Origin of the sequence: Eleftheria terrae (assembly GCF_030419005.1) — a bacterium.
GTDB classification, from domain to species: Bacteria; Pseudomonadota; Gammaproteobacteria; order Burkholderiales; family Burkholderiaceae_C; genus Caldimonas; species Caldimonas terrae.
In genome coordinates this window covers 2434281-2449699 of sequence record NZ_CP106951.1, presented here as the reverse complement: position 1 = coordinate 2449699, position 15419 = coordinate 2434281, and the positions used below count along the sequence as shown (strand labels likewise).

Annotated in this window: 12 protein-coding genes; 10 read left to right on the top strand and 2 right to left on the bottom strand. The window is 69.1% G+C overall.

All coding sequences use genetic code 11. From position 1 onward, the window contains the following. Window positions 1-273, top strand: a complete 273-nt coding sequence (locus N7L95_RS10725; protein WP_301259814.1) for a hypothetical protein — start codon at window positions 1-3, stop codon at window positions 271-273. A 230-nt stretch (window positions 274-503) separates the two neighbouring features. On the opposite strand, the gene N7L95_RS10720 is transcribed toward N7L95_RS10725, so the two are convergent. Both N7L95_RS10720 and N7L95_RS10715 read right to left on the bottom strand, forming a co-directional pair. Beyond that, on the bottom strand, window positions 504-638 hold the full coding sequence (locus tag N7L95_RS10720; RefSeq protein ID WP_301259813.1) for a hypothetical protein: 135 nt from the start codon (window positions 636-638) through the stop codon (window positions 504-506). 22 nt (window positions 639-660) lie between these two features. After that, a complete protein-coding gene (locus N7L95_RS10715; protein ID WP_301259812.1) occupies window positions 661-966 on the bottom strand; it encodes a Uma2 family endonuclease in 306 nt (101 codons plus the stop codon). 390 nt (window positions 967-1356) lie between these two features. On the opposite strand from N7L95_RS10715, the gene N7L95_RS10710 reads away from it, so the two are divergent. From N7L95_RS10710 to N7L95_RS10670, 9 genes are all read left to right on the top strand, one after another. Beyond that, window positions 1357-3870 (top strand): PEP-CTERM sorting domain-containing protein, encoded by a 2514-nt coding sequence (locus tag N7L95_RS10710; RefSeq protein WP_301259811.1) that lies wholly within the window; start codon window positions 1357-1359, stop codon window positions 3868-3870. Between the two features lie 284 nt (window positions 3871-4154). After that, entirely contained in the window at window positions 4155-5444 is a 1290-nt protein-coding gene (locus N7L95_RS10705) for an MFS transporter (protein ID WP_301259810.1), read from the top strand. 31 nt (window positions 5445-5475) lie between these two features. Then, entirely contained in the window at window positions 5476-6861 is a 1386-nt protein-coding gene (locus N7L95_RS10700; RefSeq protein WP_301259809.1) for a NarK family nitrate/nitrite MFS transporter, read from the top strand. 18 nt (window positions 6862-6879) lie between these two features. Further along, entirely contained in the window at window positions 6880-10659 is a 3780-nt protein-coding gene (locus N7L95_RS10695) for a nitrate reductase subunit alpha (RefSeq protein ID WP_301259808.1), read from the top strand. 40 nt (window positions 10660-10699) lie between these two features. Continuing rightward, entirely contained in the window at window positions 10700-12223 is a 1524-nt protein-coding gene (gene narH / locus N7L95_RS10690; RefSeq protein ID WP_301259806.1) for a nitrate reductase subunit beta, read from the top strand. An 11-nt stretch (window positions 12224-12234) separates the two neighbouring features. Further along, a complete protein-coding gene (gene narJ / locus N7L95_RS10685; protein ID WP_301259805.1) occupies window positions 12235-12942 on the top strand; it encodes a nitrate reductase molybdenum cofactor assembly chaperone in 708 nt (235 codons plus the stop codon). A gap of 1 nt (window position 12943) precedes the next feature. Next, a complete protein-coding gene (narI, locus tag N7L95_RS10680; RefSeq protein ID WP_363324868.1) occupies window positions 12944-13735 on the top strand; it encodes a respiratory nitrate reductase subunit gamma in 792 nt (263 codons plus the stop codon). 17 nt (window positions 13736-13752) lie between these two features. After that, window positions 13753-14520, top strand: coding sequence for a peptidylprolyl isomerase (locus N7L95_RS10675; protein ID WP_301259804.1), 768 nt, complete (start codon window positions 13753-13755; stop codon window positions 14518-14520). A gap of 15 nt (window positions 14521-14535) precedes the next feature. After that, the gene (locus N7L95_RS10670) at window positions 14536-15252 is read left to right on the top strand and encodes a carbonic anhydrase (protein WP_301259803.1); all 717 of its coding nucleotides are present in this window, start codon (window positions 14536-14538) and stop codon (window positions 15250-15252) included. Window positions 15253-15419: the final 167 nt, after the last annotated feature.

Below are 15419 nucleotides of genomic sequence, written 5' to 3'. Positions count from 1 at the left end.
ATGTCCGATACGCTACGGTTGTTCTGGAACGGCAAGTTGCTGGGTTCGATGCTCAATCCCCGGCCGGACATGTTCTTCCTCTATGGTGACTGGCGCCGCGAATGCGACGACGCCTTGCACGAGGCGCTGCTGGCGGCCCTGGACCAGGACGGCGAGGTGCTGTTGCAGGTGCAGGGCCCGGGGAAGACCTTGCAGGCCTACTTGCTGGTGGAGCCGGACGACTCCATCGAGGTTCGGCTGGACCCGGGGTTGAATGCGGTGTCCGGGGAGTGAGGCTCTGCCGGTCGGGCGATGCTGGCATCAGCGCTGGAGCGGCCGAGGTGGCATAGGCAGCCTTCAAGGGAGCACTGGACCATCACGGCCTCAGGCCGGCTCCCGAAGTGTGCCGGAGATGCGGGAACTGCTGCGCCGGCAGACGCAAAAGGAGCGGGCACGCCAGGGCTCGGACGAGACGGCCGGCTGAAGTGCAGCCTCTGGCTGCTCCCGCGCTGCTCACCGGGCGATCAGGCTTCCCCGCTGTCCATGCCGTTGAAGATCCACGCCAGCGGCAATTCGCACCTCACGCTTTGCAAGGCCAGCATGCCGTGGCCGCTCGTCTCGGTGAAGGCCCAACTGCCGTCCGCCTGAGGCTGGAACACCTCGGCGAACCGGCTCCCGGGATCAGTGAGGACGTATTCGCGCAGGGAGGCAAGCTGGCGATACAGCGCGAACGTCCTGCCTCGGTTGTGTGGGCCTCGGTGCGGGGGGCAGCCCCTCGATGGCGAGCACCGGCGCCGTCACCGCCGGCTCGCTCGCCTTGAAGAGCCGCTCGCACGTCACAAGCACGTCCGGATAAAAGACGGTGTCATTGCCGACCTGCACCTTCATGGCTTCGCTGAACACCTGGCAGCCCGTGTCGTCAAGCTGGTTGCCGAGGTGGCGCGCCACAATGGCAATCACCCGATGATGGCCGCGGGTGCCTTCCACACCATGGCGACGATCTTGCCGCCAAGGAACTCGTGGCGTTCTGGCTGTTCATCTTCCCATGTCAGGAACCCGGCGACAGTCGTCGTGGAAAGAGGCCATCCCATCCGACACCTTTCGAGAAGAGGCCGGGCACACATCGCCGTGTGTGCCGGGACGCCATCGCGGCCATGGCAGCTTCCCCGGGGCGCACTTGGCCCGGCAACGCTGCCTGCCGCCGCCATTCCTTCACCGTCCCTTCTGAGTTGAATCGCATGTTTCACACATTCACTGACGCCCCGCTGGCACGCTGGGATGCTCCGTGGTGGCGATGCGGGCGTTCACGATTGGCTGCGGCCCTGGCCAGGGCCCTCCTGCGCGCGCCGCCAGAATCAACAATCACGGAGGATCACCTTGTCGTACTCTTCTTGCCTGCGGTCGGCGCCCCGCCTGGCCGCCATCGCGCTCGCGGCACAGGCCGCCCTGGCGCCCGCCCTCGCTGCCGACCGCATCTGGAACGGTGGCGCCGGCACCGACTCGCCCTACTGGGACCTGACGTCCAACTGGCTGGACGGCCCACCCGCCAACGTCGCCGACCGCGCGGTGCTCGGCAGCTTCGACTCGCTGCTGCGTGACGGCGTCTTCAGCGCCTTCAGCGTGCACGGCAGCGGCAAGCTGATGATGAGCGGCGGCCAGTTGAACCTGGGGGGCGGTGCCTCGTCGCTCGCCGCGCTGGACCTGCGTGGCGGCTGGCTGCGGCCTCTGGCCGACAGCTCGCTGACGCTGGGCAGCCTGAACTGGTCTGGCGGCAGCCTGGGCGATGCCGATGACTTCGACAGCATCAATCACACCCTCAAAGTGGTGGTTAACGGTCGCGCGGACCTGCAGGCCGGCGCGGGTGGCCTCACCAGCAACCGCGGTCTCGACCTCGAACTCAATGGCCAGACCTTTTGGCATGGCGGCGACTTCAGACCTTATCTTTCGAAGGTCACCATCGGTGCCGGCGGCACCTTCCATGACCATGCAGCGTCGGGCCGGTACCGCGAGCTGGACGTGTTCTTCTCAGACCTCGTCAACAACGGTCACTACCTGAAGACCGGCTCGCATTCGACCGTCCTGCGCACGCAGGCGAACCTCTTCCTCAACGCCGGCACCATCACCGTCAAGAGCGGCCAACTGGACATCTCGCCCTATCCCAACGGTGACTTCCAGAGCACCGGCACCATCAACGTCGACGGTGGCACGCTGACCGTGTCGTCCGGCAAGGGCGAAACCAGCAACCAGGTCGATGGCGCCGTGAACGTTCGTGGGGGCACGATGTTCGCCGGGAATGTCTACGGGTCGGCGAGATGGCAGGTGGCTGCGGGCGCCAAGTTGAACATCGGCGTCGGCAGCGGCTTCACCGGCAGCATCCACAACGACGGCACCTTGCGTCTGCAGGGGCACTTGGCCGACGCCTCCCGCCTTTCCAGCCGCCGAGGCCGCGTGGAAGTGATCGACGGCGGTGAGCTGACCGTCAAGGGCCAGCTGGAGGTGGGCAGCCTGGAGGTCGGGCGATCGACCTTTTTTGACGGTGGCCGCCAGAACAGCAGACTCTCGCTCGACGGATCTGCCGTCGTCGGCGACCTGGACTGGGGCAACGGCTACTTGGACACCACCGGCACCATGGTCGTGACCGGCAACGCCAGGTTGCACGGCGTCGCCGACTACTGGGAAGGCTGGGGTCCCGACATCTACGGCAAGCGCATTGACGGCACGATGGAATTCCGCGGCAAGGCCGACTGGGAGGGCGATGCCGCCGACCTGTTCGGCAAGGGCCGCATCCTGGTGGCCGAGCAGGGCATCTTCGAAGACCGCAATGCCCTTGGCAACCGCGATCCGTCCACCGACCAGCCGCGCCCCACGGAGATTCGCGTGGCCCGCTTCGACAACGCCGGCACCTTCCTGAAGACCGGCGTCGGTGCCACCGACGTGCAGTCGGCCTTCAACAACCAGGGGCGGATCCAGGTGACCAGCGGCAGTGGCACCCTGCGCTTCCTCGGTGCGCTGGACAACGCAGGCAGCCTGGAGGCGGTGCGCTCCCGCGTCCTGGTGGCGGGAGCGCTGAAGCAGTGGGACGCCGCCACCCAGCGGCTGACCGGCGGCGGCTGGGTGGTGCGCGACGGCACCCTGGCCCTCAACCTCGGCAAGGTCGATGGCGAAGCCGCCGGCATCCGCGACAACGCAGGCCGCATCGTGCTGGACGGCCGGGCCGCGAAGCTGGTCAACATCGTCGATGGCCAGGAGGTGGCCGCGCTCGGCCGCCTGAACCGCAACACCGGCGACATCGGCCTGCAGAACCAGGCCAGCCTCTCCACCAGCGGCGATCTGCTCAACGAAGGCGCGGTGCGGCTGGAAAGCGGCAATACCACCTGGAATGTCTGGGGCGACTACACCCAGCGCGGCGCTGCCAGCGCCACCTGGGTCGACGGCACGCTGCAAGCCAAACGCTTCCAACTGGAAGGCGGCACCTTGGGCGCGGGCGGCAAGGACACCGTCGGCGCCGGGCAACTGGCGGGCGATGTCAACTTCGCCGGCACGGTGCTCGATGTGGACATCGCCAGCCTGGCGAGCTTCGACGTCCTCACCATCGACGGCCAGGTGAGCTACGGTGGCACGCTGCAGGTCGACTTCCTTGGCACGCCGGTGCTGGGCAGCTACAAGGTGGTGGACGTCAGCTACTTCCACAGCGGCTCCGGGTCCTTCGACCAGATCGTCAGCAACCTCGACAGCCGCTACTACCGCCTCGACGTCGAGTACCTCTACGGCGACCTGACATTGACGGTGGCCGCGGTGCCCGAGCCCGGCACCTATGCCCTGATGGGCCTGGGCCTCGGCGCGCTCGCCTGGGCGCAACGCCGCCGCTCCCGCGGGCAGGCCGCCGCCTGACGCGGCGCGCCACCGGGGGCTGCTGCGGGCCCCGGTGGCGCGGGGCACCTGCCGGTCACTGACGCGGCAGACGCCACCGGGGCCACCACCTTAGCCCCTTATCACGCGTCCTGGCTTGCGCTGGCGCAAGCCGGCGGCCCCCGATCCCTCCAGTACTCCTTCAGAACGACAGCAGTGCAGCCGCTGTCGTTCTTCTGCATGCGTCGGTGCCCCCCACCGACCGATCCCGGCATCCCCTGTTCCTTCCTACAGTGGCTTCACCACGGTGAGAAGGAGAAAACAAGATGTCCCGCGTCCCCTCGACGCCAGCGGCCGGTGCGGCCGCCCCGGACCCGGCGCGCCAGCGCCAGGCCCTGTCGGTGCTGTGCGTCAGCACCCTGGCCTTCACGGTGTGCTTCATGGTGTGGATGATGTTCGGCGTCATCGGCATCCCCATCCGCAAGGCGCTCGACCTCTCCGCCACCCAGTTCGGCCTGCTGACGGCCACGCCGGTGCTCACCGGCTCGCTCGTGCGGGTGCCGCTGGGCCTGTGGACCGACCGCTTCGGCGGCCGCATCGTCATGGTGCTGCTGATGCTGGCCTGCGTGCTGCCGATCTGGCTGATCGCCTACGCCACCGAGTTCTGGCACTTCCTGGTGCTGGGGCTGTTCGTCGGCCTGGCGGGCGGCTCCTTCTCGGTCGGCACGCCCTATGTCGCGCGCTGGTTTCCGCCGCAGCGCAAGGGCTTCGCGATGGGTGTCTACGGTGCCGGCAACTCGGGCGCCGCGGTGAACAAGTTCGTCGCACCGGCCCTGGTGCTCGCGCTCGGCTGGACGGCGGTGCCCCAGGTCTACGCGGCCGTGCTGCTGGGCACGGCCCTGCTGTTCTGGATGTTCAGCCACAGCGATCCGTCCCACACGGTGCCGGCCTCGGTCACGCTGGCCGATCAGCTCAAGTGCCTGAAGGACCCGCGGGTGCTCAAGTACTGCCAGTACTACTCCATCGTGTTCGGCGGCTATGTGGCGCTGTCGCTGTGGATGGTGCAGTACTACGTCGGTGAATACGGGCTGGACCTGCGGGTGGCGGCTTTGCTGGCGGCCTGCTTCTCGCTGCCGGGCGGCGTGCTGCGGGCCATTGGCGGCTGGCTGTCCGACAAGTACGGCGCCCACAGCGTCACTTGGTGGGTGCTGTGGGTCAGCTGGATCTGCCTGTTCCTGCTGAGCTATCCGCAGACCGAGTTCACGGTGACCACCGTGGCCGGCCCGCGCAGCTTCTCGCTCGGCCTGAACGTCTACGCCTTCACCGCGCTGATGTTCGTGCTGGGCATCGCCTGGGCCTTCGGCAAGGCCAGCGTCTTCAAGTACATCGCCGACGACTACCCCGAGCGCATCGGCGCCATCTCCGGCGTCGTCGGCCTGGCCGGCGGCCTCGGCGGCTTCGTGCTGCCCATCCTGTTCGGCCTGCTGCTGGACCTCACCGGCATCCGCGCCAGCGCCTTCATGTTGCTGTACGGCGTGGTGTGGGTCTCGCTGATCTGGATGTACTTCACCGAGGTGCGCCGCACCCGCGTCATGGGCGCGGCGGCCGCGGCCTGACTTTTCCGCCTTCTTCGCTAGGAGCACCTGCATGGCTTCCTCTCACGTCATCGGCGCCTGGAACCCGGAAGACCCCGGCTTCTGGCGCAGCCGCGGCCAGTCCGTCGCGCAGCGCAACCTGTGGCTGTCCATCCCCGCCCTCACGCTGGCCTTCGCGGTCTGGATGGTGTGGTCGGTGGTGGTGGTCAACCTGCCCGCGGCCGGCTTCCGCTTCTCCACCAACCAGCTGTTCTGGCTCGCCTCGCTGCCGGCGCTGTGTGGCGCCACGCTGCGCATCTTCTATTCCTTCGCGGTGCCCATCTTCGGCGGGCGGCGCTGGACCGCGCTGTCCACCGCCTCGCTGCTGCTGCCGGCCGCTGGCATCGGGCTGGCGGTGCAGAACCCGGACACGCCCTACGAGGTGTTCGTGCTGCTGGCGCTGCTGTGCGGCTTCGGTGGCGGCAACTTCGCCTCGTCCATGTCCAACATCAGCTTCTTCTTCCCGAAGGCGCAGAAGGGCATGGCGCTGGGGCTGAACGCAGGCCTGGGCAACCTGGGCGTCTCGCTGGTGCAGTTCGTGGTGCCGATGGTGATCACCACCGGCGTGTTCGGCTCGCTCGGCGGTGAGCCGCAATGGCTGACGCGCAATGGCAGCCAGGTGTCGATGTGGCTGCAGAACGCCGGCTATGTGTGGGTGCCCTTCATCCTGCTGAGCACCGTGGCCTGCTGGTTCGGCATGAACGACCTGCGCGAGGCGCGGGCCTCCTTCGCCGACCAGGCCGTGATCTTCAAGCGCAAGCACAACTGGCTGATGTGCTGGCTCTACATCGGCACCTTCGGCAGCTTCATCGGCTACTCGGCCGGCTTCCCGCTGCTGATCCAGAGCCAGTTCGCCGGCATCAATGCGCTCAGCTATGCCTGGCTCGGGCCGCTGGTGGGCGCCCTCGTGCGCCCGCTGGGCGGCTGGCTGGCCGACCGCCTGGGCGGCGCCCGCGTGACCTTCTGGACCTTCCTGCTGATGGCCGCCGGCGTGTTCGCGGTGCTGCACTTCCTGCCGGGCGCCGGCCGCGCCGGCAACTTCACCGGCTTCCTGCTGTCCTTCCTGCTGCTGTTCGCTGCTTCGGGCATCGGCAACGGCTCCACCTTCCGCATGATCCCGGTGATCTTCCTCACCGAGCGCCAGCGCTCGGCCGGCCCGGGCGCCGCGGCGCAGGAGCAGGCCGTGCGCGAGGCCAACAAGGAGGCTGCCGCCGTGCTGGGCTTCAGCTCCGCCATCGGCGCCTATGGCGGCTTCTTCATCCCCAAGAGCTATGGCAGCTCCATCGCGATGACCGGCGGCCCGCAGGCGGCGCTGTACCTCTTCATCGCCTTCTATGCCACTTGCGTGCTGGTGACCTGGTGGTTCTATAGCCGCAAGAACGCCCCCATGCCCTGCTGAAAAAAAGAGAGCCCCGCCATGAGCCATTTCCTCGACCGACTGAGCTTCTTCTCGCAACCCACCGAGGGCTATTCCAACGGCCACGGCCTCACCACCGGCGAAGACCGGACCTGGGAGGACGCCTACCGCCAACGCTGGCAGCACGACAAGGTGGTGCGCTCGACCCACGGCGTGAACTGCACCGGCTCCTGCTCGTGGAAGATCCACGTCAAGGGCGGCATCGTCACCTGGGAGACGCAGCAGACCGACTACCCCCGCACCCGCGCCGATCTGCCCAACCACGAGCCGCGCGGCTGCGCCCGCGGCGCCAGCTACAGCTGGTACCTCTACAGCGCCAACCGGGTGAAGTACCCCATGGTGCGCGGGCGGCTGCTGCGCCACTGGCGCGAGGCCCGCACCCGCCTTGGCCCGGTGGAGGCCTGGACCGAGATCATGCAGGACCCCGCCAAGCGCCGCGACTACCAGGCCCAGCGCGGGCAGGGTGGCATGGTGCGCTCCAGCTGGGACGAGGTGAACGAGATCGTCGCCGCCGCCAACACCTACACCATCAAGCAGTACGGGCCCGACCGCATCATCGGCTTCTCGCCCATCCCGGCGATGTCGATGGTGAGCTACGCCGCCGGCAGCCGCTACCTGTCGCTGATCGGCGGCGTCTGCATGAGCTTCTATGACTGGTACTGCGACCTGCCGCCGTCCAGCCCGCAGACCTGGGGCGAGCAGACCGACGTGCCCGAATCGGCCGACTGGTACAACTCCACCTACCTCATCGCCTGGGGCTCCAACGTGCCGCAGACCCGCACGCCGGACGCCCACTTCTTCACCGAGGTGCGCTACAAGGGTGCCAAGACGGTCGCGGTGACGCCCGACTATGCCGAGGTCAGCAAGCTGGCCGACCTGTGGCTGCACCCCAAGCAGGGCACCGACGCGGCGCTGGCGATGGCGATGGGCCACGTGGTGCTGAAGGAGTTCTACTTCGAGCGCCGCTCGGCCTACTTCGACGACTACGCCCGCCGCTACACCGACCTGCCGATGCTCGTGATGCTGCGGGAGCACACGCTCGATGACGGCCGCACCGTGATGGTTCCCGACCGCTACCTGCGGGCCAGCGACTTCAACGGCCGCCTGGGGCAGGACAACAACGCCGACTGGAAGACGCTGGCGGTGGACGCGAGCGGCAAGGTGGTGCTGCCCAACGGCTCCATCGGCTTCCGCTGGGGCGCCGAGGGCCGCCCCGACGCCGGCAAGTGGAACCTGGAGGACAAGGAGGCCCGCCACGACCAGCCGGTGTCGCTCAAGCTGTCGGTGCTGGAAGGCCGCCAGGCCACCGAGGTGGCGACGGTGGGCTTCCCCTACTTCGGCGGCATCGAGACGCCGCAGTTCACCGCCAGCCCGCAGGGCGGCGAGGTGCTGCAGCGGCGCGTGCCCACGCTGCGGCTCACGCTGGGCAAGGACGGCGAGCCGCGCGAGGCGGTGGTGGCCACGGTGTTCGACCTGCTGGCGGCCCACTACGGCATCGACCGCGGCCTGGGCGACGACGACCTGCCGCAGGACTACGACGACGACAAGCCCTACACCCCCGCCTGGCAGGAGCGCATCACCGGCGTGCGGCGCGAGCAGGTCATCCGTGTGGCCCGCGAGTTCGCCGACAACGCCGACAAGACGCGCGGCAAGTCCATGGTCATCATCGGCGCGGCGATGAACCACTGGTACCACTGCGACATGAACTACCGCGGCATCATCAACCTGCTGATGCTGTGCGGCTGCATCGGCCAGAGCGGTGGCGGCTGGGCGCACTACGTGGGGCAGGAGAAGCTGCGCCCGCAGACCGGCTGGACGGCGCTGGCCTTCGCGCTCGACTGGCTGCGCCCGCCGCGCCAGCAGAACTCCACCAGCTTCTTCTACGCCCACACCGACCAGTGGCGCTACGAGCGCCTGGGCGTGGAGGAGGTGCTCTCGCCGCTGGCCGACCGCAGCCAGCACGGCGGCAGCATGATCGACTACAACGTGCGCGCCGAGCGCATGGGCTGGCTGCCGTCGGCCCCGCAGCTGCAGAGCCATCCGCAGCGGCTGGTGCGCGAGGCCGAGGCGCGCGGCGTGGACCCGAAGGAACACGTGGTGCGCTCGCTCAAGGACGGCTCGCTGCGCCTGAGCTGCGAGGACCCGGACCATCCCGACAACTGGCCGCGCAACATGTTCGTGTGGCGCTCCAACATCCTGGGCTCCTCGGGCAAGGGGCATGAGTACTTCCTGAGGCACCTGCTGGGCACCCGCCACGGCGTGCAGGGCGAGCCGCTGGGCGCAGGCGACGCCAAGCCGTCCGAGGTGGTGTGGTACGAGCAGGCGCCCGAAGGCAAGCTCGACCTGCTGGTGACGCTCGACTTCCGCATGAGCACCACCTGCCTCTACTCGGACATCGTGCTGCCCACCGCCACCTGGTACGAGAAGAACGACCTCAACACCTCGGACATGCACCCCTTCATCCACCCGCTGTCGACCGCGGTGGACCCGGCCTGGCAGGCCCGCAGCGACTGGGACATCTACAAGGGCTTCGCCAAGGCCTTCTCGCAGGTGTGCGTCGGCCACCTGGGCGTGGAGAAGGAGGTGGTGCTGACCCCGCTGATGCACGACACGCCGGCCGAGCTGGCCCAGCCCTTCGGCGTGCAGGACTGGAAGCGCGGCGAGGTCGACCTGATCCCCGGCCGCACCGCACCGCAGATCACGGTGGTGGAGCGCGACTACCCCAATACCTACCAGCGCTTCACCGCGCTCGGGCCGCTGCTGGAGAAGGCCGGCAACGGCGGCAAGGGCATCTCCTGGAACACCGACGACGAGGTGAACCAGCTCGGCGACCTCAACGGCCGCGTGCGCGAGGCCGGCGTGACACAGGGCCGCCCGCGCATCGAGACCGACATCGACGCCTGCGAGGTGGTGATGATGCTGGCGCCCGAGACCAACGGCCATGTGGCGGTGAAGGCCTGGGAGGCGCTCGGCCGGCAGACCGGCCGCGACCATGTTCACCTGGCGCTGCACCGCGAGGACGAGAAGATCCGCTTCCGTGACATCCAGGCCCAGCCGCGCAAGATCATTAGCTCGCCGACCTGGAGCGGGCTGGAGAGCGAGAAGGTCTCCTACAACGCCGGCTACACCAATGTGCACGAGCTGATTCCCTGGCGCACGCTCACCGGTCGCCAGCAGTTCTACCAGGACCATGCCTGGATGCTGAGCTTCGGCGAGGGCTTTGCCTGCTACCGGCCGCCGGTGGACCTGAAGACCATCGCCGACGTGGCTGGCCGCAAGCCCAACGGGCACCAGGAGGTGGTGCTGAACTTCATCACGCCGCACCAGAAGTGGGGCATCCACTCCACCTACAGCGACAACCTGATGATGCTGACGCTCAACCGCGGCGGCCCGGTGGTCTGGCTCAGCGAGGACGATGCCCGCGAGGCCGGCATCGAGGACAACGACTGGATCGAGCTGTTCAACACCAATGGCGCCATTGCCGCCCGCGCGGTGGTGAGCCAGCGCGTCAACCCCGGCATGGTGATGATGTACCACGCGCAGGAGAAGATCGTGAACACGCCGGGCTCCGAGATCACCGGCCAGCGCGGCGGCATCCACAACTCGGTGACCCGGGTGGTGCTCAAGCCGACGCACATGATCGGCGGCTATGCCCAGCTGAGCTACGGTTTCAACTACTACGGGACCATCGGCACCAACCGCGACGAGTTCGTGGTGGTGCGCAAGATGCGCCGGGTGGACTGGCTCGACGAGCCGCTGTCGCAGGCAGCCCCCGCTTGAGGCCGCCCCGCTGCGACGCACACCCCACGGAGAACGAGTCATGAAAGTACGCGCACAGATCGGCATGGTGCTGAACCTGGACAAGTGCATCGGTTGCCACACCTGTTCAGTGACCTGCAAGAACGTCTGGACCAACCGCAAGGGCATGGAATACGCCTGGTTCAACAACGTCGAGACCAAGCCGGGCATCGGCTATCCCAAGGCCTGGGAGGACCAGGACCGCTGGCATGGCGGCTGGGTCCGCAAGGCCGACGGCAGCATCGAGCCGCGCCAGGGCGGCAAGTGGAAGCTGCTGATGAAGATCTTCGCCAACCCGGCGCTGCCGCAGATCGACGACTACTACGAGCCCTTCACCTTCGACTACGAGCACCTGCAGTCGGCGCCCGAGATGAAGACCGCGCCCACCGCGCGGCCGCGCAGCCTGATCACCGGGCGGCGCATGGAGAAGATCGAATGGGGCCCCAACTGGGAGGAGATCCTCGGCGGCGAGTTCTCCAAGCGCTCGAAGGATCGCAACTTCGACGAGGTGCAGAAGGACATCTACGGCCAGTTCGAGAACACCTTCATGATGTACCTGCCGCGGCTGTGCGAGCACTGCCTGAACCCGGCGTGCGTGGCGTCCTGCCCGTCGGGCTCGATCTACAAGCGCGAGGAAGACGGCATCGTGCTGATCGACCAGGACAAGTGCCGCGGCTGGCGCATGTGCGTCTCGGGCTGCCCGTACAAGAAGATCTACTACAACTGGCAGACCGGCAAGGCCGAGAAGTGCATCTTCTGCTACCCGCGCATCGAGGCCGGCCAGCCCACCGTGTGCTCCGAGACCTGCGTGGGCCGCATCCGCTACCTGGGCGTGCTGCTGTACGACGCCGACCGCATCGAGGCGGCCGCCTCGGTCGAGCACGACCGCGACCTCTACCCGGCACAGCTGGGTCTCTTCCTCGACCCGAACGACCCGAAGGTGATCGCCCAGGCGCGGGCCGATGGCATCCCCGAGGCCTGGCTGGAGGCGGCCCGCCGCAGCCCGGTCTACAAGATGGCGGTGGAGTGGAAGGTGGCGCTGCCCCTGCACCCGGAGTACCGCACGCTGCCCATGGTGTGGTACGTGCCGCCGCTGTCGCCCATCACCGCGGCGGCCAATGCCGGCCAGCTGGGCATCAACGGCGAGATCCCGGACGTCAACGAGCTGCGCATCCCGGTGCGCTACCTGGCCAACCTGCTGACGGCCGGCGACACCACGCCGGTGGTGCGGGCGCTGGAGCGCCTGCTGGCCATGCGCGCCTACCAGCGCGAGAAGCACGTGGAAGGCCGCGAGAACCTGGCCCCGCTGCGCCAGGTGGGCCTGACGGTGGACGAGGTGCACGACATGTACCAGATCCTCGCCATCGCCAACTACGAGGACCGCTTCGTCATCCCCAGCAGCCACCGCGAGTACGCCGAGAACGCCTTCGACCTGCGGGGCGGCTGCGGCTTCTCCTTCGGCAACGGCTGCTCCGACGGCAGCAGCGAGGCCAGCCTGTTCGGCGCGGCCAGGAAGCGCACCATCCCCATCAAGGCCCAGCTGTGAAGGAGACCGGCATGACCCCCGACGCTGTTGCCTCCCCCGCGCCGCAGCGCGCCACCTGGCGCCTGCTGGCCCGGCTGCTGTGCTATCCCGATGCCGCGCTGCGCGAGGCCTTGCCCGAGCTGGGCCGCCGGCTGGCCGCCGAGGCGGCGCTCGACACGGCCCACCGCGACGCGCTGCAGGCGCTGGTCGACGAGCTGGCCAGCGGTGAAGCGCTGGACATCGAGGCCGCCTATGTCGAGCTGTTCGACCGCGGCCGCGCCACCTCGCTGCACCTGTTCGAGCATGTGCATGGCGAGTCGCGCGACCGCGGCGCGGCGATGATCGACCTCGGCCGGCTGTATGCCGAGGCGGGGCTGGACCTCGGGGCCGGCGAGCTGCCCGACTACCTGCCGGCCGCCCTCGAATTCGCGTCCACCCAGTCGCCGGAGATCGCGGCCGGCTTCGTCGGCGAGTTCGCCCACATCCTCAACGCCCTGCACGCAGCGCTCGCCGCGCGGGACAGCCGGTACGCCGCCGTCGTGGCCGCCGTGCTGGCCCTGGCCGGGCAGGTCGTCGAGCCGCAGGCGGTGCAGCGCGAGGAAGCGCTGGACGCCGCCTGGGAGGAGCCGGTGGCCTTCGGTGGCTGCTCCTCGCAGGGCCAGTCGCGGCCCGGCACGCCGCAACCCGTTCATTTCGTCCGGCCCGCCGCACGCGCGGTGGGGCCTGTTCCAGGAGTCTGACATGAGTTCCCTCGAGCACTTCCTGTTCGGCATCTATCCCTACATCGCGCTGTCCGTCTTCCTGCTCGGCAGCCTGCTGCGCTTCGACCGCGAGCAGTACAGCTGGCGCAGCGAGTCCAGCCAGATGCTCAGCCCCGGCCTGCTGCGCTGGGGCTCCAACCTGTTCCATCTGGGCGTGCTGGGGCTGTTCTTCGGCCATGCGGTCGGCATGCTGACGCCCAAGGCGGTCTTCCACGCGCTGGGCGTGACGGCGGCACAGAAGCAGATGCTGGCCATCGGCGCCGGGGGTGTGCTGGGCTCGCTGTGCCTGGTCGGCCTGCTGCTGCTGATCGTGCGGCGGCTGGGCAACGAGCGCCTGCGGGCGGTCTCGCGGCCGATGGACTACGTGGTGCAGTTCTGGCTGCTGGCCACCTTGCTGCTGGGCCTGTCCACGCTGCCGCTGTCGGTGCAGCACAGCGACGGTGCCACCATGCTGCAGCTGATGGGCTGGGCCCAGTCCATCGTCACCTTCCAGGGCGGCTCGGCCGGCTTGCTGCAGGGTGTGTCGGCGGTGTTCAAGCTGCACATGTTCATGGGCATGACGCTGTTCGCGATCTTCCCGTTCAGCCGGCTGGTGCACGTGTGGAGCGGCTTCGCCTCGGTGGGCTATGTGCTGCGGCCCTACCAGCTGGTGCGCAGCCGGCGCCTGAACCTGCCGCGTGAAGCGGCGCCGGCCGAAGCCGCGCCAGCGGCCGCTGCCCCCAGTGCGCCGCCTCTGGCGCCGGTGGGCTCGCGCAGCGTGCAGGGCGCCTGAAGGGCGGGGAGATGCAGATGGACAAGCACATGATCGAGCCACCGAGTGTCAACGGCGTGCTGTTGCTGGCCCCGGACGAGAGCCTGGATGTCGAGACGCTGCGGCAGCGCGCCTGCAGCGAGCTGCTGCGACAGGCCGCCATCGACGCCGGCCTGCTGGCCGCCGACGACCCGCCACCGAGCGCTGGCATCGCCAGCGAGGCGGCCTCCAGTGCGATCGAGCAGCTGCTGGCGCAGCAGGTGGTGGTGCCCGAGCCCTCGCAGGAGGCCTGCCGGCGCCACTACCTGGCCCAGCCCGGCCGCTGGCGGCAGGGCGAGCGGGTGCAGGCGCGCCACATCCTGTTCGCAGTGACGCCAGGGCTGGACGTGCAGCGGCTGCGCCGCCATGCCGAGCAGGCCCTGCTGGAGCTGCGCAGCGAGCCGCAGCGTTTCGGCGAGCGGGCACGCGAGCTGTCCAACTGCCCGAGCGCCGCCGATGGCGGCCAGCTCGGCTGGCTGGTGGCGGCCGACTGTGCGCCGGAGTTCGCGCGCGAGCTGTTTGGCCATGCCGAGGTGGGCGTGCTGCCGCGCCTGGTGCACAGCCGCTTCGGCCTGCATGTGGTGGAGGTGCTGGCGCGCGACCCGGGCCAGGTGCTGCCCTTCGAGGCGGTGCAGCCCGCGGTGGCGCTGGCGCTGCGCCAGCAGGTGGAGCTGGCCGGCGTGCGCCAGTACCTCGCCTTGCTGGCCGGCCAGGCCCGGCTGCAGGGCGTGGACCTGGCGCAGGCCGACACACCGCTGGTGCAGTAGCGATCGGCCTCGGCCATGGACGACGACCCGCTGCTGCAGCGCCTGCGGCGCTTCCACACCGACAGCTTCCCCTCGCATGCCACCCGGTTCCGCGAGCTGGTGGACCAGGGGCAGCACCCGAGCACGCTGTTCATCGGCTGCTCGGACTCGCGGCTGCTGCCCCACCTGCTGACCGGGGCCGGCCCCGGCGAGCTGTTCATCGTGCGCAACGTGGGTGCGCTGGTGCCGCCGCACGACGGCCTGCACGGGCTGCATGGCACCGCCGCGGCCATCGAGTTCGCGGTGCTCAACCTGGCGGTGCGCGACATCGTCGTCTGCGGCCACACCCATTGCGGCGCCATGCGGGCGCTCTACGAGGGGGTGCCCGAAGCGGCCCGCAACCTGCAGGCCTGGCTCGACATGGCACGCGAGGCGGCCCTGCCGGTGTGCGTGTCGCCCGAGGCGCTCAGGCGCACCGAGCAACGGGCGGTGGTGCTGCAGCTGGAGCGGCTGATGGGCTACCCGATGGTGCGCGAGCGGGTGCTGCAGCGGCGGCTGTTCCTGCATGGCTGGCACTATGTGATCGAGGACGGCGAGGTGCATGTCTTCGACGTGGCGTCCGGCCGCTTCCTGCCGGCCTCGCAGGCGACACACAGCGGCACCGGCCCCTACCGCGACCTGGACGGCGATGCAGGGGGCCTGTCGTTCAACGAGATCGACGCCGCCTTCGGCCCGATCGCGGCAGCGCCCTGAGCCACCGGCCTGCGGGGCACGCGCGCGAAGGACGTCGCGCCCGGCCTCCCCCGGGCGAGGGGCGCGGTCGCGCTGCGTTTGGCTGGAGAATGCGACCCGCGCGGCTCAGCGCCGCCAGCCCGGCAACGCCCGGGCCCCCGCAGACGCACCGCCAGCCGGCGACGGAG

What these genes read in the sequence shown, in the direction of transcription:
- N7L95_RS10725 (WP_301259814.1), top strand. Translation starts at nt 1, where the DNA reads ATGTCCGATACGCTACGGTTGTTCTGGAACGGCAAGTTGCTGGGTTCG.
- N7L95_RS10705 (WP_301259810.1), top strand. Translation starts at nt 4,155, where the DNA reads ATGTCCCGCGTCCCCTCGACGCCAGCGGCCGGTGCGGCCGCCCCGGAC.
- N7L95_RS10700 (WP_301259809.1), top strand. Translation starts at nt 5,476, where the DNA reads ATGGCTTCCTCTCACGTCATCGGCGCCTGGAACCCGGAAGACCCCGGC.
- N7L95_RS10695 (WP_301259808.1), top strand. Translation starts at nt 6,880, where the DNA reads ATGAGCCATTTCCTCGACCGACTGAGCTTCTTCTCGCAACCCACCGAG.
- narH (WP_301259806.1), top strand. Translation starts at nt 10,700, where the DNA reads ATGAAAGTACGCGCACAGATCGGCATGGTGCTGAACCTGGACAAGTGC.
- narJ (WP_301259805.1), top strand. Translation starts at nt 12,235, where the DNA reads ATGACCCCCGACGCTGTTGCCTCCCCCGCGCCGCAGCGCGCCACCTGG.
- narI (WP_363324868.1), top strand. Translation starts at nt 12,944, where the DNA reads ATGAGTTCCCTCGAGCACTTCCTGTTCGGCATCTATCCCTACATCGCG.
- N7L95_RS10675 (WP_301259804.1), top strand. Translation starts at nt 13,753, where the DNA reads ATGGACAAGCACATGATCGAGCCACCGAGTGTCAACGGCGTGCTGTTG.
- N7L95_RS10670 (WP_301259803.1), top strand. Translation starts at nt 14,536, where the DNA reads ATGGACGACGACCCGCTGCTGCAGCGCCTGCGGCGCTTCCACACCGAC.